This window comes from Vibrio makurazakiensis (assembly GCF_050337375.1).
Lineage (GTDB): Bacteria > Pseudomonadota > Gammaproteobacteria > Enterobacterales > Vibrionaceae > Vibrio > Vibrio makurazakiensis.
Window position 1 is genome coordinate 1 of the sequence record NZ_JAKJSW010000066.1, and the last position, 20728, is coordinate 20728.

The window sequence follows — 20728 nt, forward strand, 5'->3', positions numbered from 1 at the left end:
AACAATTGCTTTACATTAAGTGAGCTTTGTATTAATTAATGATATGTAATTCCGTTTACTGTTTGGGTGGTTTCGAAATGAGCAGACAAAGTACTAAACCTGAAACGCTACCTCGGCGAGCTGCTGCGGGAAAGAGTGGGCCTAGTGAGCACAAGCAAGAAACTGATGCTCTTGAATGGGACTTGATGACGGAAGAGCAACAAAAGGATATTTTAGCGCACCTAAGCGATATGCCATTTCAATAAGCGAGTTGGTGAAACTCGCTTAAATATAATGGTTACTTCACGCTCAAACTTAGAATGCAAAGAGAGGGGGTATTTACACAAACATGTGGTTGGCTTTGGTGACACCACGGTGATAAGTACAAAATGTATCTTCCGCAGCTTCTGTTTTACTGTGGATTTTAATATTGGTAATAACTTCGACTGCACCAGCGTCATAACATGCTTGTTCTGCGCGCTTCACTATCTCTAGCAATTCGTTTAGTTCCCCTTTCATGGTTGTTTCCATAGCACCAATTTGGTGGGGGATATTAGAAGCTTTAACAACCTCAATAGCCTTGTCTACGACTTCAAAATTATTGCCTTCCTTTAGCCTTGGGATAACTTGAAAGGCAACCATTACATTATCTTCACGTTTCATATTAGACATAAACTCAAACGACTCTACAGGTAAATATTGGCAGAATCATAGGGTAAATGACTAATGAATGCTACTTGCTTCCCCAATGATCGCTTACCCATCCGCCTATGTGTTCATCGAAGTGGCTGCCGGGGAAACGGTGGTTCCGTTCTACTGAATGTTCACACTCTGGTTTGCTATCGAGAAGCTCTTGAATGTAGTTTGCCATCGGGTCATTTGATAACTGGCGCTCTCGCCGTGTAGCGACTTCCTTGATTAGTTGTAGGCGATAAGTAGAGCTAGCTCGTTTCATGATAATGACCTCCCGGTTGTGATTACTAATAGAAAAAACTAGTAGGGGGATCGACTAACGTCAACGTGTCTAGGGACTATATTTTTGCATTCGTTGGGTTATCAGTAGCTTGCTTGGAACTTAAAGTTGAGACTGTTTTTGTCTCAACTTTATAATTTGAGATTATGGTGATTTGAGGAAAATACTAACCGCGACGTTTCGCTAAATTCTCCGTTCTATTTTTCAGGTTTTCGACTTGGTTTACTTTTGAATTGTTTAACACTTTTTTTCTTCGCTGTTCGACGGTTTGCCTGTTTATCACGAGGTGGGCGTTTTCGTTCACCCGTTGTTGGTTGATCTGTTACTAGGAAGCCTTCTAATGATTCTAGAGGGAGTTCGCGGTTCGTTAATTGGCGAATAGCGGTTAAGTGCTCTGCTTCCCCGTGGCAAACTAAAGAATAAGCTAGACCATTGTTACCAGCGCGTGCGGTTCTCCCAACTCGGTGAACATAAGCCGTAGAGTTACTTGGTAGCTCGAAGTTAATTACGATAGGTAAAGAGTCAATGTGAATACCTCTCGCCAATACGTCGGTTGCGACCAATACTTGAACATACTTATTTTTAAAGGCTTGTAGGGTTTCTTCTCTTTCTTGCTGACTTCTATCACCGTGCAGTGCTTCTGCTTTAATACCCGCTTTGGTTAGCTTTTTAGTTAGAGAGTCAGCATTGTCTTTCGCACTAATAAAAACCAGTACCTGTTCCCAGTTGTTATCTTGAAGCAGTGAAATAAGCGCTTTGGGCTTACTTCCTTTATTCACTAAGTAGAGCTTTTCTTCGATGGTGTCGACAACGCTGTTTGCTGAGTGTGCCTCAATACGGACTGGCTTGAACAACACCTGCTCTACAACGCTTTCTAATGAAGTTGGCAGAGTTGCCGAGAAAAGCAGTGTTTGTCGTTTCTGAGGCAGCACAGGGAGTAATTTTTGGATATCTGGCCAGAACCCCATATCGAGTAAACGATCGGCTTCATCGAGGACGAGTTTTTTTACTCCTGAAAGCTCGATCACGTTACTTTCAATCAAATCCAGTAATCGACCCGTTGTCGCGACGACAATACTTGGCTTTTGTGCCAGTTGCTCGACCTGGCTGTCTTTATCGATCCCACCGCATAACATGCATGTCTTGATGCCAACTATGTCTGCGATTTCGGATATAGCTAGGAAGACTTGGTTAGCTAATTCTCGAGTAGGGACCAATACGACGGCTTGAATTGAGGTCGTCGATGTATCGATTTGTTCGATTAGCGGAAGTCCAAACGCTAAGGTTTTCCCGCTACCTGTTTGTGCAAGTGCTAACACATCTTTGTTGGTTAATGCTGGTGGGATAACAGATGCTTGAATTTGGGTAGCAGTTTGAACATTACTTGGTAATGCGTTGATTAACGCTTCGCTAAGAGAAAGTTGAGAAAATAACATAAGGACAACCGAAGAAGGACAGGGCGCAAAGTCTAGCAGTTACGAACAACAAGTAAATCTTTGAATCATTTTGATGACCTAACCATCCTTCGTATTGTAATGACGTCAACTCACAGTAGAATAGCCAACCTAAATTATGCAGGTTGCCATAATTTACCCACTGCTAGGTTTTATTTATGAGTTTCGAGAGTATATGGCTATTCATAGTCATCGTGTTTTTTATTGCTATTATACCGGGCCCAAATGCGTTGCTAGTTTTGAGCACGGCATTGACCCAACGAAAGCTGTTTGCATTCATTAATATCACCGGTGTTTCATTAGGCTTTATCTTCCATGCCTTTATTTCTGCAAACGGTATAAGTTTACTTTTAACTCAGTCACCTACAGCTTTTGAAGCACTGAAGTGGGTGGGGGTATTGTATTTGATATGGCTTGGCTATAATCATTTTAAGGCTGCAAAAAATGCTCAAGATGGCGTGCTTGCGGTCGTTAGTGCAAAGGGCAGCAATCTCAGTACTCATTTTGTAAAAGGCCTACTGACCAACTTACTTAATCCGAAAATAGTGCTGTTTTACCTATCTATTTTTCCTCAGTTTGTTACTCAAAAAAGCGTAATGTCAGACAGTTTAATGCTCGGAGCTATTCAAGCGTTGGTGGTAGCTGGTTGGTTTTTGGTTGTGATCCTTTTAGCTGACACCTTCAAAAAATTGCTTACGAAAAAAAATACTTCAAGGGCGATGAACGCAACCTGCGGTTTAATATTCATAGGGTTTAGTATTCAGTTAGCGGTGTTCCAGCTCTAGTCTAAGAAAAGTGAGTGGCAGTTAACGTAATTGTCAGAAATTGCCTGCTAAAAGTGATTTTATTGGCAGTTCTTACTAAAGTTTTATTAATTGTGGTCGAGATTATAGATTGAGTTGATGGTTATATAATTGAGTCGTGAGAGTGTTTAACATTCTTGCAATCTATAGCACAAGGAGTGGAGTACATCATGAGTGAAGAGACGAATGAGCAGAAGCGTCAATATTATCGTTTAAAATACCCAAAGCGAGCGAGACCTGTTTTGCGCGTTGAAGACCAGTTATTTCATGTTAGTGAAGTTTCTGAAAAAGGCGTTCGTCTTATGATCAAGAACCTGACGGCTTTTTACAGTGGGTTGTCTTTAGTCGGTACTTTGGACTTACATGATCATAGTAAAGTAAAAGTTTGTGGTGCAGTTCTTCGCTTCGATGGTAATGAAGTTATCTTACAATTGACCAAAGGCCCTACGTTTAAAGATATGGTTTCAGAGCAAAGACATATCCGCCGCAAATACCCATCATTTTTTGCCAGTCAAAAAGCCGTGGCTTAATTCTACCTTTGGTTAACGCATCTCTCGCCCTTACGTCGTAGGGCTAGCAATACTGTCCGTATCTTCTAATACCTCCTAATGGGAAGGTTTCCTGCCGTTCTTAACTTTTCTTCAATGTTCACTTGTCTATAAGATCTTTAAACTTGCAGTAAATCATGATTAGCAAACGTTTAATCAGTATAATGTTTGATAAATTGCCATTTTGGAAGTAAAGACATAGGTAGGACATGGGCAGTCAGTTCAGCGCACAACAAAGTATGCTTCTTAGCATTAAGTCAGTGCTAGCAATTCAGATGATGGCAATAAGAGAAGGCTTGCTGTGGATTTTACCCTGCTTGATGATGTCGTCTTTGATTCTCTTTGCTGCCTCGATTGGCGAGTTTACCGTAGGCAAAGATGTCTATTGGGTTGAAACCTTATATGGACTTTATTATCGAATAAATAGCATTTTTCCTATTCTTCTTACCGCTGCACTTTCTTATATTCTTGCGATGCAGTGGCGTTTGCCAAGACCACCTATTGCACTAATTTCGATTGTTTACTTAACGCTGTTTAGACAACCATTTGAAGATGCTCAAAGCATCATTACGTTTGAGTTGATCGTCGCAGTGATCACCCCTTTATATACAATTCCATTGATTGCGTATTTTTATCGTCAAGCTCACTTGAAAATCATCCGAACGGACCAGGTTGGTAAAACAGTAAAAGATTCATTGAATCTCATTGTTCCTTCACTGTTCACCGAGGTAGTGGTCGTCGCAGTAAGCTGGTTTTTTGTAAATGTATTAACTCAGTTATTGGTCTTTGGAGACTTAGACGCACTGTACGCTCAATCACCGCAGTGGTTTGGCTACCTTTATACTTTGCTTAACTCGTTATTGTGGTTTATCGGCATTCACGGCTACTACGCATTATTACCCTGGATTGAAGTACTACAACAAGCGGTTCCAAGTGGCGTAGAAGCCGCTCAAAGCAACGAGATAGTCAACCACTCTATGATGGCCGTGTTCGTCTTTATAGGAGGCTGTGGTGCAACGTTGGGTTTGGTTTTATCTATTCTGTGTTTTTCCACTGATAGTACATATAGGCTCATCGCAATAGCAGCCTTGCCACTAGTGATGCTCAATATCAATGAAGTATTATTATTCGGCTTACCGATCATTTTTAACCCAAGACTTTTTATCCCTTTTGTTTTGGCACCTATGGTTAATTTAGCTATCGCCTACATGGTGCTAGCTGCTGGCTGGGTAAGTATTCCTAGTGTTATTGTTCCTTTTAGTAGCCCAGTATTACTCAATAGTTGGCTTGTGACGCAGGGAGATATGAACGCTGTGTGGCTGCAACTGTGCTTAGTGGTTATCGGTGCGGCTATTTACACACCATTTGTCTTTAAAATTAATAACCTACGACGAGCGCAGAGCATTCCCTTCCCGTTTTTTGATTCGAGTTATACAAGAAGGCGCGAAGAGGCGGATGTTTTAAGTGCAGATAAAGTGTCAGAGAAAGTAAGCACTCAGAAGCAGGAATCCGAACTCGAAAAAGGTTTGGAACGCTACAGTCAGATCGATTTTTGCTTAGAGTATCAACCTCAGGTTCAGCAAAAAACGGGCAAGGTTGTCGCTTGTGAGGCTTTAATACGAGCAAAAGACCCGGCAACAGGCCGTCTAATTTATCCTGGAGATTTCCTGCCTTATTTTGAACAAGCGAAAATGATGGGTGATATCGATCTTTGGGCTGTTAAGAAGGTGGTTTCTGATCTCGAATTAAGCATCCATCAGGGGAGTGCGCTCAAAACCAGTGTAAACATCACGCCAGAGACTTTACTCAATGCCGATTTGATTTCTAGGATTTGTCGCTATATCAAGCCAGTTGGTGATTGGGTAAACATTGAGATCACTGAGGAAAGCTTGTTGGGTGACCGAGCTCAAGTTGCTCACTCACTTAGTGAATTACGGAGTTTAGGCTGCAAGATCTCAATCGATGATTTTGGAGTTGGTTACTCTTCACTAAGCTATTTAGGCCAATTTGATGTTGATGCGATTAAGATTGATCGTAACTTTGTGTTGTCTCTTGATGATCCGAAAGGCAAAAAAGTGTTCTATGCGATGTTGAAGGTCGCGAAAGAATTAGAGTTAGATTGTGTTGTTGAAGGTGTTGAAACTCAAAAGCAGTTAGACTTAATCCCTCAAGCATCGTCAATTTCGGTACAAGGCTGGTATTACTCGAAGTCTATTTCACGTGAAGCGCTTGGAGAATATGTTCAGAGTGTGAATGTGAAACCTGAACTAACGTTATCGAATGCTTAGCTAGAATGACCAATTTAAGCTATTAACCAATAGAGACAGCTCAGAAAAATAAAAAGCCAAACTTGAATGAACGAGTTTGGCTTTTTTGATCTTATGAATGCTTTATTATCAGCTAGCGGCGATTGAAACGACCGCGACCACCGCCGCCAGTACGAGCCTTGTGCGCAGAAGCTGATTTAGCTTGTGAAGCTAGAATTGACTCGACTGTAAGTTCCATTGGTTCACGAGGCTCTAACCCGTGACGGAATGTACGAGAGCGAGGAGGCATTTGGTACTCAACATCTGACGCTTTAGGCATACGCTTGAAACGGTACAAGTAGAAGTTTTCAACTTTCTCACGTGCCCACTCAGTTTTCTTCAAGTACTTAACGCTGCTAGCAATCGTTGGCTTAGTGTTGAAACAGTTAAGACGCATCGCTGTATCTAGAATTTCCCAACCGTAATGGTCGACAAGTTGTTGCAGCATGTCTTCAAGCTTTAAGCCATGCAGAGGGTTATTTTGTTGCAGCTCAATTCTTTCTTGCTCTGTCATGAAGATTTCCTCATTCAATAGTGGTTCAGTCTGAGAACCACCATATTTTATCTAAACGTTTATTCTTGAGTCGACGATTACAGCGCGACTTCTAGCATCTTTTTCTGATGCGCTAAGTACTCATCGTAAGTACCTTGGAAGTTAACAAGCTTCTTGCCTTTTACATCAATAATAGATGTCGCCAGTGATGAAACAAACTCACGGTCATGGCTCACGAAAATCAAAGTACCTTGGTAATCTTTCAACGCATTGTTCAATGCTTCAATCGCTTCCATGTCCATGTGGTTCGTTGGTTCGTCCATGATCAGCACGTTGATATCTTGCATCATCAGTTTGCCAAATAGTAGACGGTTTTTCTCACCACCTGAACAGTTGCGTGCTTTCTTATTTGTATCGTCAGCTGTGAACAATAAGCGGCCTAAAATACCACGAACCATCAAGTCATCGTGTTTTGCTGTGCGCCACTGTGAGATCCAATCGAAAATGCTTAGGTCGTTGTCGAAGTCTGACGAGCTATCTTGTGGGCAGTAACCGATAGAAGCATTTTCAGACCACTTCACTACACCATGTTTTTGCTCTAATTCATTTACTAGGCAACGTAGTAGGGTTGTTTTACCCACACCGTTTTCACCAATAACAGCAAGTCGAGTACCAGCTTCAAGTAGTAGGTTTCCGTTTTCGAACAGTAATTCATCATCGAATGCGTGGCCTAAGTCTTGAAGTTCAAGAGCTTGACGGTGAAGTTTTTTTCCTTCACCAAAGTCAATTGAAGGGCTCATACGGCTAGATGACTTAACTTCATCAAGCTTGATTTTGTCCATCTTCTTAGCACGAGAACTTGCTTGTTTCGCTTTAGAAGCATTCGCACCGAAACGGTTTACAAAATCTTGAAGTTCGTTAATTTCTGCCGTTTTTTTCGCGTTACTTGCTAGTAGCTGCTCGCGAATAAGACCTGACGCTTCAAGGAAATATTCGTAGTTACCTGGGTAAATACGAAGCTCGCCGTAGTCGATGTCTGCCATGTGAGTACAAACAGAGTTTAAGAAGTGACGGTCATGCGAAATGATGATCATTGTACATTTACGTTGGTTTAGCTCTTCAGCCAACCAGTTAATCGTATGAATGTCCAAGTTGTTGGTTGGTTCATCGAGTAGCAAAATATCTGGGTTTGCGAATAGCGCCTGAGCCAAAAGCACACGTAGCTTCCAACCTGGAGCAACTTGCTGCATCAAACCAAAATGGAATTCTTCTTCGATGCCAGCTTGTAACAGAATATCACCCGCACGAGCTTCAGCTGTGTAGCCATCCATTTCTGCGAATTCGCTTTCTAATTCCGCTACTTTCATACCGTCTTCTTCACTCATCTCTGGAAGTGAGTAAATACGGTCACGCTCGCGCTTAATTTCCCAAAGCTTTTTGTCGCCCATGATTACGGCGTCAATTACGTTGTATTCTTCGAACGCAAATTGGTCTTGGCTAAGTACGCCTAGCTTAAGTCCTGGAGTAATTGAAACGTTACCAGAGCTCGGCGTTAACACACCGCTAAGAATCTTCATGAAAGTCGATTTACCACATCCATTGGCGCCAATTAAACCGTAACGGTTGCCGTTACCAAATTTAGCTGAAATGTTTTCAAACAGAGGTTCAGCGCCAAATTGCATGGTGATGTTTGCAGTAGATATCAAAGAAGTATTCCTAGGTATGTGCGAGTCAACCGAATTGCGATAAAGCAACAAGTTAACGAATTTGAAGTACGAAATATTAGCGGGCGAATTATACAGGTTTATGGCCTAAAAAATAGATGTGTGATGTAAATCAAAATTTGGAATTAACTCGGTTCAAGTGCTTCGCGTGGGTTTATTCGAATGTGTCGTTATCAATAAGGTCGAAAAATTGTTATCGAGTTTGAGGGGATATCACTTTTAATAGGGGGTGCTAAAGAAGTCCTATTACTTACTGTTTAGTTATTAACGTCTTTTTATTCAATGCTTTAACTCGTGGTTAACGTATCGGTTTTTCCGATTGCAGTAATACGTAAATACGATTTTATAGAACGAGTTACGTGTCCTAATCTTAGAACTAGTTAAGTCACATAAGCATATATCGGGTGCGTTATTCGATAGCTTCATCGACTTGTCATAAGGAATAAAAATGAATAAGAAACTGACGACTGCTGCTGGATGTCCTGTTGCACACAACCAAAACGTAATGACTGCTGGGCCTCGGGGGCCACAATTACTACAAGATGTTTGGTTTTTGGAGAAGTTAGCGCACTTCGACCGTGAAGTTATCCCAGAGCGTCGAATGCACGCGAAAGGGTCGGGTGCTTACGGTACTTTTACAGTGACTAAGGATATAACGCAGTACTCACGAGCTAAGTTATTCTCTGAAATTGGCAAAAAAACAGACTTATTTGCTCGCTTTACTACCGTTGCGGGTGAACGCGGTGCAGCTGACGCGGAACGTGATATTCGTGGCTTTGCTTTGAAGTTCTATACAGAGGAAGGCAACTGGGATCTTGTTGGTAACAATACGCCTGTATTCTTCCTTCGCGATCCCTTGAAGTTCCCAGATCTAAACCATGCAGTGAAGCGTGATCCTCGCACTAATATGCGAAGTGCAACGAACAACTGGGATTTCTGGACGTCATTACCGGAAGCCTTCCACCAAGTTACTATCGTAATGAGTGATCGTGGTATTCCTGCGACTTACCGTCACATGCATGGTTTTGGTAGCCATACGTTCAGCTTTATCAACGCAGATAATGAACGCTACTGGGTAAAATTCCACTTTAAAACTCAGCAAGGCATCAAGAATTTAACGGATCAAGAAGCGCAAGATATTGTTGGTCAAGATCGTGAAAGTCATCATCGTGATTTATACGAAAGCATTGAGAAGCAAGATTTTCCTAAATGGACAATGTACGTGCAAATCATGCCAGAACTAGAAGCAGATCAGGTTGAATTTAACCCGTTTGATTTAACCCGTGTATGGTCACAAAAAGACTACCCATTGATCGAAGTAGGTGAGTTTGAGCTTAATCGTAACCCTGAAAACTTCTATGCGGAAGTAGAGCAGTCTGCATTCAACCCTGCGGCGGTTGTTCCGGGGATTGGGTTCTCACCAGACAAAATGCTTCAAGGGCGTCTATTCGCGTATGGGGATGCTCAGAGATACCGTCTAGGGGTGAACCATCACCAGATCCCAGTGAATGCGCCTCGATGCCCTGTTCACAGCTATCACCGAGATGGAGCAATGCGTACCGACGGTAACTTCGGTTCAACGCTAGGCTACGAGCCTAACCATCAACAAGAGTGGGCAGAGCAACCGGATTATTCAGAGCCGCCACTACGAATTTCGGGCGATGCTGCTCATTACGATCACCGTGTTGATGAAGATTACTTTACACAAGCTGGCGATTTATTCCGATTGATGACTGAGCCTGAGCGTCAGCAACTACTAGGCAATACAGCTAGATCACTTGATGGTGTACCTGAGTTTATCCAGCAGCGACACATTGCCCATGCATATAAAGCGGACAAAGCTTATGGCGAAGGGTTAGAAATTGCACTAGGGTTAAAGTAACAATAAGTGCTGAGGTGCATATTAACGGATATGTTCCTCAGCAATAATTTGACTAGGAGAAAGGTTATGGAAGATTTTTCATTCTTTAAACTGTTTGACACCAAAGAGCTGTTTATTTTCTTTTAAGTACAACCTAAATCTAACTAAGTAAGCGCTAACGCCTTTTTTATGTAAGGTTCAAGCGCTTCTGGTTTTGTTATTGGAGCAAAGCGTTTGATAGGTTGCCCATCTTGCCCAATTAAAAACTTCGTAAAATTCCACTTTATATTGTTGCCGAGTACACCGGGTAAAGCGTTTTTAAGATACGTAAAAATAGGGTGGCTATTCGCACCATTCACTTCTATTTTCTCTGTGATCTGAAAAGCGACACCATAGTTTATCAAACAATTATTACTGATTTCGCTGGCGTCACCAGGCTCTTGATTCCTAAATTGATTGCATGGGAACCCGATGATAGTCAGTCCTTTTTCTGAATATTTCTCGTGAAGTTTTTGTAGTCCTTCATATTGTGGTGTTAGCCCACACTGACTTGCTGTGTTGACTATTAGCACAAGCTTACCTCGTAACTCTTCGAATTTTATCGGCTGGTTTTGCAAGCTGTTGATTGAAAACTGGTAGAAGTCCGTCATCTCATGATTCCCTATTATTTATAAATAGAATATACCGTCATTTGAAACATGCTGCTTTATGTTTGTTTTCGAATTAATCTGTAGTATTCGTATTGGAGTTACGTTTCTATTTAGATTTGGCGCTATTTAAAGCAACTTGGTATAGGGCTATGGATACTCAGAAATCACTAGGGAGAGTGAAATGAAGAAAATATTTCTGTTTGATTGGGGTAACACGCTCATGGTCGATTTTCCGGAACAACATGGGAAAATGTGCCACTGGGAATATGTTGAATCCGTCAGTGGCGCAAAAAAAGTATTAGAAGTGTTGTCGCAATCGCATCCGATTTATGTTGCAACCAGCGCAAGAGATTCCAGTGAACTAGAAATTCATGAGGCATTTAAACGTGCGGAGTTGTCTGATTATATCGATGGTTATTTTTGCGTGGCGAACATTGGCCTTGAAAAGAATTGTCCAGAATTTTATCAAGCCATCCTCAGTACTTTGTCGGTCGATGGATCGCAGGTTGTGATGGTCGGTGATGTGCTAGAAAAAGATATCTTCCCTGCTATTGAGGCTGGTTTGAGTGCTGTTTGGCTTTCAGACGCAAGTGAAACTGAAAGCCAAAATCTTCCTGCTGAAGTTATGAAAATCTCGTCTATCCGAGAATTACTCGACCTTAATTTGTGAGGTCAGGGTATTTACGTTGATACCTTGGCAACATTGACTCGTTGCCTAAAATCCCGCCTTGATGCACATAAATAACCGTTTTCTCGGGGTTTTCTTGTTGCCATCTTTCTAAACACTGCCACATCATAGGGTCATAAAGCAGATCAAACTCAACATCGGTTTGATATTGAAGATCAAGCCAAGTTTGATAGTCATTTTGGTATAGCTTCCCGAAATGGTGCTTTTTATCTAAAGATAGAATTGTCGGATGCTCAGTTTCATTTAATTCGTTGAATTGACTCGTTAGGTATTCCATTCCTCCAACACAGGCACAAGTGATTACCGGAATATTGTGAGGCTTTAAGTGCTTATTCAGGTACAGAGCGGTACTGCCTGTACCTGAAGGTAGTGCTACGACAAACTCGTGTCCGTTCTCAAATCTAGACCAGCTTAATATTTCATGAGCCAGTTGCTTGACCCCGTATTCAGCAAGTGTTGAACGCCCACCTTCAGGTAAAACTAAACAGTGTGAGTTTGGTTTTCTAACTTGGGTGATGTAATCACTAGGATGCAAATTGGAGTTCAACTCTGAAACCGATAAAACCTTTGCACCTAAATCTAAAGCACCACGGAAATTACCGAGTGGGTTCTCTCGTAGCCAGTTAGGTAAATGATCAACATAAAACTCAAGTTGCCAGCCTTTAATTCGAGCCAGTGCAGCCAAAGAATATAGAGAGTTAGCTTGCGCGGAACCATAGCTGATCAGTGTGGTGATATTAGGGTTAGGCTCTTCCAGTATCTTCATGAATTTTCGAGCTTTGTTTCCTGAAAAGWGCGAGTGAAGTTGATCATCTCTTTTCAAAAAGAAAGTATGATTATTGAAACTGTGCTGGGTGATGGGGCTGTTGCTTAGTTTCATTTGAATGGCCTAGCTCTATTAGAAACGGTAAAGAAAATATGAATTAAAGACGCAGTAGTTTAACTCATTCCTTAAAAGTGGCGCGATGTTAGATCAAATAATCTATAAGGGGTGAGGAGTTAATAATGTTAGTCAACTATTATATTAATAACGGCTAACCATAGTGACAAAAACAAACGTTTTCTGGCAGGTCAATTTATATCCGATGCAGGTGGCAAAAATACAACCATGATAATTTCTAATGACGAAAAACTACTTCGGCTCTTGAGGTTTTTCCCAACCGTAATTGTTGGCCTATTTATTGTGGTCTTGACCGGGTTCTTGCTGCATGGTCATCAGATGAAAGTAGACAGTCTTATTCAATCTCTCCGAAACGATGCTTTTAACCAACAAAAAAGTATCCTTGCCGAGCAAGTTTCCAATATCAATAGTCAACTCGAATACGAAAGATCCCAAACCGTTAAACTACTTAAAGAAGATATAAAACATCGGGTGGAAGAAGCTCATGCTATCGCGACCAATATCTATCTCGAGAATAAAGGTCAGCCAGAAAAGTACGTGACTAAACTGATTAAAGATGCGCTACGAAGCATAAAGTTTAATGACAATCGCGGGTACTATTTTGTCTTCCAAATGGATGGTGTCAACGTTATGCATGGTTTGCTGCCCCACATTGAAGGGCAGTCAAAGTGGGGAGCTCAAGATGTACGTGGCACCTACATTTTACGTGAACATATACAATTGATTGAAAAGTCAGGTGATGCCTTTTACCAATGGTGGTACAAGCGCCCCAACTCGGGCGAGCAAGAATTTGAAAAAATTGGTTACGGCAAACGGTTTGAACCCTACGACTGGTTTATTGGCACTGGTGAATATGTCGCCGATGTAGAGAAAGATATTCAGAATCGAATTTTGAACCGCTTGTCTGAATATACATTTGGTGCGAGTGGTTCGGTGTTTGTTATTGGGAAGCAGGGAAACAATTTAGCTCATCATGATAGCCGTCAGCTAGAGGGAGACAGTTCTGGCCTACTCGAAAAGATAGTAGACAACTCTGAAAGTAAGGTGATGACAGAGAGTGGTATCGAAGGCAATTACCTTGAATACCCGAGCACCAACTCGCAACTCAATGATGACTCAAAAAACGATACTTTAATATTTGTTACGGGTTTTAAACCTTGGGGCTGGCACATTGGGGCTGGCATTTCGTTGTCGAAGCTCGAAAGTTATTTGGTCAACCAAGAAGCTCAACTGGATCAACAAAACCGCTCCGAACTTGTGCGTATATTGTTGCTGTGTTTGGCGTTAGCGACGATTTTAGGGATTATTTMACTGCGTATTAGCTATTACATAGGCTTACGTTTTTCTGAATACCAAAGTCGAATTAAGGACGATATTCAAGAGCTTGAAAATAGCCGAGAGCAACTGCATGAACTTGCCACTCATGATGTTCTAACGCATTTACCCAATCGATTAAGACTTGAAGAGATTATCGAGACCAGCATTAAACAGTCGAAGTGTGCCCAAAGCAAATTGGCAGTGATGTTTTTGGACATGGATGATTTTAAGAAAGTGAATGACCAATATGGGCATGCTGTTGGGGATCTGCTACTTCAAGAGGTGAGTCGTAGGTTTGAAGCACTCTTAGGGTGCAAAGACTCAGTTGCAAGATTTGGTGGCGATGAGTTTATTTTTTGTTTCCCTCACCTTCAAGAAGTCAGTGAAGCTAAATATATAGCTAAAAAAATACGCCAGATTTTTAATGAACCTTTCATCCTAGATAATGTTTTGTTGTCGTGTTCGTGCAGTATTGGGGTGTCTATGTATCCTGATGATGGTACGACTTCAGAAGAACTGATCTCAAAGGCGGATATCGTTTTATACCGCTCGAAGGAAAAACGAAGAGGTCAGGTGATGTTCTATGATCGAGAAGTGAATGCCTTAGTGCAGAGAAACTTCATGATGCAAGATGAGCTGACTGAAGCGCTAAAAAATGGTGAGTTAAGCGTTTATTACCAACCTCAAGTTACTCCATGTTCTGCAAAAATGATCAGTGTCGAAGCCCTTTGTCGTTGGAATAACCCAAAGCTTGGACAAGTGTCGCCAATTGATTTTATCGAGGTCGCTGAAAAAACAGGCATGATAATCCCGATAGGGGAGTTTGTCTTTATTCAAGCTTGTCGTGACATTCTAGATTTATCACCCAACGGTGATGACGCTTTAGAACTGTCCGTAAATATCTCGCCAATTCAACTAACACAAGTAGATTTCAGCGAACACTTTTACTCGATAGCCATTGAGATTGGTATTGATGTAAGTCGAGTGACCTTAGAAATTACCGAGAATGTGCTAATTGAAGATTTAGATAAAGTACAACCAACGTTGATAAAATTAAGAGAGTTTGGTTTTGGCTTATCGCTGGATGATTTTGGTACCGGCTACTCTTCACTTAAGTACCTGAATACTTTGCCTATTACTGAGCTTAAGATAGACAGAAATTTCATTAACCATTTGTTTGAAGACCTCCAACAAGATTTGTTGGTTCAAACTATGGTTCGTATTGGCAAGTCATTTAACATGGTGGTAGTGGCTGAAGGCGTGGAAAATATACAACAACGAGAGCGATTGACTGACCTTCAATGCGATCGTTTGCAGGGTTACCTGTTTGATAAGCCAATCGATATTTCAACGCTGAAAGACAAGTACTACAAGCTTGAACTCGCTGAAGCTAAGTCAGTTCTATGAAGCCTCTCTTCAGTACTACTGAGTCGGCTTGCACAACTTTCTAGCTTCAGCGCTGCATTGTTAAAATGTAATACACGCGCGGCAACCACCAACGGACTGATTGGTGAGATTAAACTGCCAGTTATATCGCTTACACATATCATCAACAATCAATAACCCTAGGCCACTTCCATTCGGGTTGTGCTCTTTCTCTAGCCCTGAGCCTTGATCAATAATCTCAAGTTGCTGACTGGTTAGGTTGATGGTTACTGTCCCTTGATTCGTCGCTGCAATGGCGTTTTTAATCAAGTTGCCCACTAACATATTCATAATTGCAGGTGTCGCTTGCAGAGTTGGTTCAGAGTCAGCGTTAAGGGTAACTTCAATGTTTTTATCCGTTGCCTGTGCAGAATGCTGCTCAACAATGCTTTGTAATTCATTGCTGGTGAATAAGCGTACAGGCGCGTCATCATGATTTCGTTCATAACGAACTAGGCTTAAAAGTGCATCGACCATCGTCGACATTTGCTCACTTGCTTCGTTAATTCGGTTAACTTGTCGCGATTGAAAATCGGTCATTTCGCTTCTAACAAGCAGCTTACTTGAGCCTTTAACAATGGTTAGTGGCGTTCGTAGTTCATGGCTTGCATAGCGCGCAAAGGCTTGTTCTCGTTTTAATAGAGAGTTGATTTCATGGCGATACGCATTCAATTGGCTGGCTAAATGTCGGAACTCTTTCGCGGCATCATCGCTTACCGAAAATTCAGTRCCTAGGTTGATGTCTGAAGAATCAAGCTGCTGAGCAAGAGAATTAAAGGGCTCGATAAGGCGTTTTGATAGTTTATAGAGTAAGGCGGCGAAACTGGCCATCAGTACAGCGAACAGTGCCAGTACGATCATGCTCACGAATACCAGTTCATCAATAGCAAACTCAACTTGGTCAATTTTGCTGAGTAAGATGATTGGGTGGGCTTCTCCTTTCTGTGTATATTCACCAACGTAGACCATGCGTGAGCTAGGTTCTTCACCGACCTCTCCGAGGTATGATTTCTTTCCAATGACAAACTGGCGGAACTTAGCTGGGACAAAGTCGGTATCGTTGTATGCCGTTGTTAATATATCGATGTGTATTTCGCCAGTTTCACCCGCTTTGAAGCGTTCAATCGCCTCGTTTCTATCAAGCAGAATACGACGCTCACCAACACGGTCTTCCGAACCATGTAGCGCTGCGTAAAAAATACTGTAGCCAAATGCTGCAACAATCACCGACATGACGGAGAAAAACAGGGCTAAATGCCCAGTGAGACTGCGTGTCGAATTTAGGATTTTTAGGTTCAATTAATTGGCTCCAAACGGAAGCCAACTTTAGGTACCGTGATTAGCATTTGTTGAGCGAAAGGTTTATCCAGCTGATTTCTGAGTTGGTAAATATGGCTGCGTAAAACATCGTTGTTCGTATCGTCTTCTTGCCAAAGCTTATAAGAAATCTCTTCGCGGGTGACCACTTGCGGTGCGCTCTTACACAGCATTTCTAAAATAGTGTAAGTGGTTGGGTTGAGAGCCAATAATTTGTCTTGGCGATAGGCTTTACGAGTTTTTTGGTCAATGGTCAGTTCAGAGAACTCAATTTTCGTCGAGGCTACGGTTCCGTGATAACGACGAACCAGTGCCTTCATTCGAGCTTCTAAAATATCGAGGTCAAAAGGTTTGGTTAGATAGTCGTCTGCACCATGGTCGAACCCTTTTAGCATATCTTCTCGGCTATCGAGTGCGGTCAGCATAAGGATAGGGGTGGTATTACCCAGTTCTCGAAGCTTATTACAAACGGTTAGGCCATCCATTCTTGGTAGCATTAAATCGAGAATGATAATGTCGAATGCATTATCTAAGGCAAGTTGTAAACCGAGTTCGCCATTATCTGCATAATCTAACTCCATCCCGATGCATTCAAAATAATCAAATAACACACCAGCAATCTCGCGATTATCTTCTACCAATAATACTCGTTTCATTTCTTTACTCACCCATCGAATTCAGTCTCTTATCATCCTTATTCAGCGTGAAAAATATGTCAACAACATAACTTTCATGCCGCCCTAGATAAGCTTATTAATAGTTTTAAAAGATATGAAGAATGAATATGCCTGAATTATCACTGAGTAAGCCAATACCTCATCGAGATCGCATCACCCCTGCGGTTTCGTTATCAATTATTGTTCCTTTTTTTAACGAAGAGGAAGTGTTGCCGGAGTTCCACTCCAGGCTAACTAAGGTATTGGACACCTTAGATGAACCAAGCGAAATCGTGTACATCGATGATGGAAGCAAAGATGGCAGTTTGGAATTAGTCGAATCTTTTAGGTCGATCAATAGTTCGATCTCTGTCATTGGTTTAAGTCGAAATTTTGGTAAAGAAGCTGCAATGAGCGCTGGCCTTGAACATTGCCGCGGTCAGGCGATCATTCTGCTAGACGCTGATCTACAAGATCCGCCAGAGCTTATTCCACAAATGCTGGGGAAGTGGCGTGAAGGCTATGACGTCGTCAATATGCAGCGCAGTCAGCGAGATGGTGAGACATGGCTGAAACGCTTYTCTGCTCTGAGCTTTTATCGCGTTATGAATCTATTAGTCAAAATTGATGTGCCAGAGAACGTGGGTGATTTTCGCTTATTAAGCCGTGAGGTGGTTGACCATATTAATCAACTTCCAGAACGGAATCGTTATATGAAAGGGATCTTTTCGTGGCCGGGGTTTAAGCAAACTACGGTTCAGTTTAAGCGTGACGCACGCTTTTGCGGCGAAACGAAATGGAATTACATAAAGTTGTTCGGTCTGGCGATGGATGGGATTACTTCTTTTTCCATTCGCCCATTACGAATTGCCACTGCGTTAGGGGCAATGGTTGCTTTCAGTGCCTTTATATACGGCACCGTCGTTGTCGCGAAAACACTGTTTTGGGGTGACCCGGTGATAGGGTACCCATCAATGATGGTGGTTCAACTCGCGCTGGGTGGCATCCAACTGTTAAGTATTGGCTTATTAGGGGAATACATAGGACGAATATTCATAGAAACAAAACGTAGACCTTTGTATTTAATACAAAATGTATTTGAAAAACCAGCAATGAAAACCACAATGAACTTGGAGGAAAGCGCGTGACTTTTAGTATGAATAGAACCCACTTATGGGGCTTATTAGGGTTTGCGTTAGTACTCAGGTTGATATCTCTTGCAACGTATCCACTCATGGATACAACAGAAGCGCGTTATGGCGAAATGGCTCGTTTGATGGTTGAAACTGGTAACTGGCTGACACCACAGTTTGACTACGGCGTGCCGTTTTGGGGTAAGCCTCCATTGTTTACCTGGATGAGTGCAGTTGGTATCGAGTTATTTGGTTTAAGTGAGTTTGCAGTACGTGCACCACACTGGTTAGCTGGTGTTCTAACCATCATTCTAATGGCTTATATGGCTCGTAAAAGTGGTTACAGTGCGTTAGTTACTTCTATTGTACTGGCAACTTGTGGCATTTTTTCGATCGCCGCTGGGGCAGTAATGACAGATATGGCATTGACCCTTTCGATGACCATTGCAATGGCTGGTTTTTATTTTTGTTGGTTAGGTAAAGGGGAGATCCGTAAAGACAAAATTTGGGGTTATGTTGGTTTCATCGGTTTAGCTTGCGGCCTCCTTGCTAAAGGCCCTGTGGCGATTGTAATTATGGGTATCGCAGTATTTCCATGGCTTGTGATACAGCATGGGTTAGTTGGAGCTTTTGTTCAGCTATGGAAACGATTCCCGATTATTGGCGGTTTAGTTGTGATGCTGGCGATTGCATTGCCTTGGTACATTATGGCTGAAATCGCGACTCCAGGTTTCATTGATTACTTTATCATTGGTGAGCACTTTAGCCGGTTTGTTGTGAGTGGCTGGGAAGGAGATTTATACGGCTCAGCTCATGACCAACCTCGTGGAATGATTTGGCTTTTTTGGATTCAATCTGCAGCACCTTGGTCTATTGTTTTACCGCTTCTTGCGTTTAGACGACGTGAAAAGGTTAAGCAGCTGAATCAAGATAACCCGGGTTTATTTTCGTTCTTAACATGCTGGTTATTGTCACCGCTAATTTTGTTTAGTTTAGCGGGGAATATCTTACCAGCGTATATTTTACCGGGCATCCCAGCACTTGGCTTAATGGTTGCGATGTTAGTGATCAAAACGGATAAAAAATGGTTCTCTCACGTAGCGCTGGTTTTGCCAGTATTGCTGATGATCGCAATGTTAGTTCTGAATTTGGGCAAAGCTGATCAAAAAAGTGACCGTGTAATTTTCACCCAAATTACCGATGAAGCTCCGAGCTTTTACGTAGGAGGTCGCCCATTTTCTGGTCAGTTTTATAGCCAAGGCAAAGCTAAGCGTCTAGAAAGTACAGACATGCTAGAAGGGCTAGAAAAGTACTACCTAATTGGTCGACCAAACGTCGTGATGGACACTTTGGTAGAGAACAACCTGACGTGTAATAAAGAGTTTACCTCTAAGTCTAAACGTGCCTTATACACCTGTTTTGGCTCAAAGTAGATGTTAAGTCGAGTCTCTATTACTCCTATGCTCGTAAAGCACAGCCAACTGATTAAGTTTGGCTGTGTGGGAGCAGCTGGCTTTGTCATTGACTATGCAGTATTCAGTTTGGCTTATTACGTCTTCGGACTCCCTATTTTGAATGCGCGAATTGCTGCATTTCTCGTTGCAGCAACAAGCACTTGGTATGGGAATCGTAAGCTGACTTTTTTACAGGTTCGGTATAAAGGCAATACCGCATTGGCGTTTAAGCAGTGGCAAAAGTTTATGTGTTCAGCGTTAATATCTGCGATTCCGAATCTATTGGTATTTAAGTTGCTGGTGGATGTATTGCCTGAGCAGGGCGTTACGACTTTCATCGCAATGGTGGTTGGTGTATTAGTAGGAATGGTCAGCAACTTCTTATTTAGCCGCTATTGGGTTTTTACTTCCTAATTGCTTGCTTAAAACACTTTATTTTCCGAGTCCGTTACTTCGGCAATTTTTAAAATCTATCATCAACTTTATCAATATGAACTAGGCTATTAAAAGGATAATAGTTAAGTGCTTATAGGTGAGTTGATGATAATTCCCATACGGCCCTYAGTTGTATTGGGCATTATTTCTTTTTTAACACTGTTTATTTTCTTTGGTGCTGTTTGGCAGGTTATTGCTGCTAGCGCGGTGATTAGTGTCATTGGCGGTGGTGTGCTGTCTTATTTACTTCCTAAGCAAGAAGCCGAATTAAACGAAGAGTTGTACCAAGTCCTGTATTCGCTTCACCATGTCATTGTTCCCCGTCTAATTAAACAACTCGACTACGCGAGTCAGGATTCTGCTGAATCAGTTGACCAACTTTCAGCGTTATTTCGCCAGTTATCAGAACAGTCGAGCAAGATATGTGGCCAACTTTCCTCAAAAGAATTATCGGATGACCAATGCCACCGCTTGGCAGATAAGGTCAAAGACACTCATTCGCAAATTATCTTGTTACTGCAATTTGGAGATAGAACGCATCAAATGCAAACTGGTGTGTTCGAAGCGATGAACTTGATAAGTCACCAGGTTGAAGCTGTACTTAATGACCC

General features: G+C 41.9%; 20 protein-coding genes. 11 read left to right on the plus strand and 9 right to left on the minus strand.

Features of this window, described 5'->3' with window-relative positions; genetic code table 11:
- The first annotated feature begins 77 nt into the window (after positions 1-77).
- A complete protein-coding gene (locus L4C33_RS09675; RefSeq protein WP_428812233.1) occupies positions 78-245 on the plus strand; it encodes a hypothetical protein in 168 nt (55 codons plus the stop codon).
- Between the two features lie 73 nt (positions 246-318).
- On the opposite strand, the gene L4C33_RS09680 is transcribed toward L4C33_RS09675, so the two are convergent.
- The 3 genes from L4C33_RS09680 to L4C33_RS09690 form a co-directional block, all read right to left on the minus strand.
- Entirely contained in the window at positions 319-651 is a 333-nt protein-coding gene (locus L4C33_RS09680; protein ID WP_428812234.1) for a thiamine-binding protein, read from the minus strand.
- A gap of 61 nt (positions 652-712) precedes the next feature.
- Positions 713-934 (minus strand): hypothetical protein, encoded by a 222-nt coding sequence (locus tag L4C33_RS09685; RefSeq protein WP_428812235.1) that lies wholly within the window; start codon positions 932-934, stop codon positions 713-715.
- Between the two features lie 215 nt (positions 935-1149).
- Positions 1150-2388 carry a DEAD/DEAH box helicase gene (locus L4C33_RS09690; RefSeq protein ID WP_428812236.1) on the minus strand — a complete coding sequence of 413 codons (1239 nt, stop codon included), beginning with the start codon at positions 2386-2388 and terminating at the stop codon, positions 1150-1152.
- Positions 2389-2564: 176 nt separating this feature from the next.
- Here L4C33_RS09690 and L4C33_RS09695 point away from each other — a divergent pair, with 176 nt between their 5' ends.
- The 3 genes from L4C33_RS09695 (at position 2565) to L4C33_RS09705 (ending at position 6045) form a co-directional block, all read left to right on the plus strand.
- Complete coding sequence (locus L4C33_RS09695) at positions 2565-3191, plus strand: LysE family translocator (protein ID WP_428812237.1); 627 nt, start codon at positions 2565-2567, stop codon at positions 3189-3191.
- Between the two features lie 188 nt (positions 3192-3379).
- Complete coding sequence (locus tag L4C33_RS09700; RefSeq protein ID WP_428812238.1) at positions 3380-3739, plus strand: PilZ domain-containing protein; 360 nt, start codon at positions 3380-3382, stop codon at positions 3737-3739.
- Between the two features lie 227 nt (positions 3740-3966).
- Positions 3967-6045: an EAL domain-containing protein gene (locus L4C33_RS09705; protein WP_428812239.1), complete on the plus strand. Its 2079-nt coding sequence runs from the start codon at positions 3967-3969 to the stop codon at positions 6043-6045.
- A 112-nt stretch (positions 6046-6157) separates the two neighbouring features.
- On the opposite strand, the gene L4C33_RS09710 is transcribed toward L4C33_RS09705, so the two are convergent.
- Positions 6158-6577 (minus strand): VF530 family protein, encoded by a 420-nt coding sequence (locus tag L4C33_RS09710; RefSeq protein ID WP_428812240.1) that lies wholly within the window; start codon positions 6575-6577, stop codon positions 6158-6160.
- 77 nt (positions 6578-6654) lie between these two features.
- Complete coding sequence (locus tag L4C33_RS09715) at positions 6655-8262, minus strand: ABC-F family ATPase (protein WP_428812241.1); 1608 nt, start codon at positions 8260-8262, stop codon at positions 6655-6657.
- A gap of 466 nt (positions 8263-8728) precedes the next feature.
- Between L4C33_RS09715 and katE2 the strand changes: the two genes are divergently transcribed.
- Complete coding sequence (gene katE2, locus L4C33_RS09720) at positions 8729-10162, plus strand: catalase KatE2 (protein WP_428812242.1); 1434 nt, start codon at positions 8729-8731, stop codon at positions 10160-10162.
- A gap of 143 nt (positions 10163-10305) precedes the next feature.
- Here the strand turns inward: katE2 and L4C33_RS09725 are convergent, their stop codons facing one another.
- A complete protein-coding gene (locus L4C33_RS09725; protein ID WP_428812243.1) occupies positions 10306-10791 on the minus strand; it encodes a glutathione peroxidase in 486 nt (161 codons plus the stop codon).
- A 163-nt stretch (positions 10792-10954) separates the two neighbouring features.
- Here L4C33_RS09725 and L4C33_RS09730 point away from each other — a divergent pair, with 163 nt between their 5' ends.
- A complete protein-coding gene (locus tag L4C33_RS09730) occupies positions 10955-11461 on the plus strand; it encodes an HAD family hydrolase (RefSeq protein ID WP_428812251.1) in 507 nt (168 codons plus the stop codon).
- Here the strand turns inward: L4C33_RS09730 and L4C33_RS09735 are convergent.
- Entirely contained in the window at positions 11451-12359 is a 909-nt protein-coding gene (locus L4C33_RS09735; RefSeq protein WP_428812244.1) for a 1-aminocyclopropane-1-carboxylate deaminase/D-cysteine desulfhydrase, read from the minus strand. The two genes, L4C33_RS09730 and L4C33_RS09735, sit on opposite strands and share 11 nt — an antisense overlap.
- Before the next feature lie 339 nt (positions 12360-12698).
- Between L4C33_RS09735 and L4C33_RS09740 the strand changes: the two genes are divergently transcribed.
- The gene (locus L4C33_RS09740; RefSeq protein ID WP_428812245.1) at positions 12699-15104 is read left to right on the plus strand and encodes a bifunctional diguanylate cyclase/phosphodiesterase; all 2406 of its coding nucleotides are present in this window, start codon (positions 12699-12701) and stop codon (positions 15102-15104) included.
- Positions 15105-15164: 60 nt separating this feature from the next.
- Here the strand turns inward: L4C33_RS09740 and L4C33_RS09745 are convergent, their stop codons facing one another.
- Positions 15165-16421, minus strand: a complete 1257-nt coding sequence (locus L4C33_RS09745; RefSeq protein WP_428812246.1) for a sensor histidine kinase — start codon at positions 16419-16421, stop codon at positions 15165-15167.
- The gene (locus L4C33_RS09750; protein ID WP_428812247.1) at positions 16418-17095 is read right to left on the minus strand and encodes a response regulator transcription factor; all 678 of its coding nucleotides are present in this window, start codon (positions 17093-17095) and stop codon (positions 16418-16420) included. Before L4C33_RS09750 ends, L4C33_RS09745 begins: the two co-directional genes overlap by 4 nt.
- A 128-nt stretch (positions 17096-17223) precedes the next feature.
- Here L4C33_RS09750 and L4C33_RS09755 point away from each other — a divergent pair, with 128 nt between their 5' ends.
- The 4 genes from L4C33_RS09755 to L4C33_RS09770 all read left to right on the plus strand — a co-directional run.
- Entirely contained in the window at positions 17224-18243 is a 1020-nt protein-coding gene (locus L4C33_RS09755; protein ID WP_428812248.1) for a glycosyltransferase family 2 protein, read from the plus strand.
- 8 nt (positions 18244-18251) lie between these two features.
- On the plus strand, positions 18252-19661 hold the full coding sequence (locus L4C33_RS09760) for an ArnT family glycosyltransferase (protein ID WP_428812252.1): 1410 nt from the start codon (positions 18252-18254) through the stop codon (positions 19659-19661).
- Entirely contained in the window at positions 19662-20096 is a 435-nt protein-coding gene (locus L4C33_RS09765; protein WP_428812249.1) for a GtrA family protein, read from the plus strand. It begins immediately after the preceding gene.
- A 126-nt stretch (positions 20097-20222) separates the two neighbouring features.
- On the plus strand, positions 20223-20728 hold a 506-nt coding region (locus L4C33_RS09770; protein WP_428812250.1), incomplete at its 3' end, for a hypothetical protein.

Coding starts and splice junctions, on each gene's coding strand:
- L4C33_RS09675 (WP_428812233.1), top strand. CDS start 78: ATGAGCAGACAAAGTACTAAACCTGAAACGCTACCTCGGCGAGCTGCT.
- L4C33_RS09680 (WP_428812234.1), bottom strand. CDS start 651: ATGTCTAATATGAAACGTGAAGATAATGTAATGGTTGCCTTTCAAGTT.
- L4C33_RS09685 (WP_428812235.1), bottom strand. CDS start 934: ATGAAACGAGCTAGCTCTACTTATCGCCTACAACTAATCAAGGAAGTC.
- L4C33_RS09690 (WP_428812236.1), bottom strand. CDS start 2,388: ATGTTATTTTCTCAACTTTCTCTTAGCGAAGCGTTAATCAACGCATTA.
- L4C33_RS09695 (WP_428812237.1), top strand. CDS start 2,565: ATGAGTTTCGAGAGTATATGGCTATTCATAGTCATCGTGTTTTTTATT.
- L4C33_RS09700 (WP_428812238.1), top strand. CDS start 3,380: ATGAGTGAAGAGACGAATGAGCAGAAGCGTCAATATTATCGTTTAAAA.
- L4C33_RS09705 (WP_428812239.1), top strand. CDS start 3,967: ATGGGCAGTCAGTTCAGCGCACAACAAAGTATGCTTCTTAGCATTAAG.
- L4C33_RS09710 (WP_428812240.1), bottom strand. CDS start 6,577: ATGACAGAGCAAGAAAGAATTGAGCTGCAACAAAATAACCCTCTGCAT.
- katE2 (WP_428812242.1), top strand. CDS start 8,729: ATGAATAAGAAACTGACGACTGCTGCTGGATGTCCTGTTGCACACAAC.
- L4C33_RS09725 (WP_428812243.1), bottom strand. CDS start 10,791: ATGACGGACTTCTACCAGTTTTCAATCAACAGCTTGCAAAACCAGCCG.
- L4C33_RS09750 (WP_428812247.1), bottom strand. CDS start 17,095: ATGAAACGAGTATTATTGGTAGAAGATAATCGCGAGATTGCTGGTGTG.
- L4C33_RS09760 (WP_428812252.1), top strand. CDS start 18,252: ATGAATAGAACCCACTTATGGGGCTTATTAGGGTTTGCGTTAGTACTC.
- L4C33_RS09765 (WP_428812249.1), top strand. CDS start 19,662: ATGTTAAGTCGAGTCTCTATTACTCCTATGCTCGTAAAGCACAGCCAA.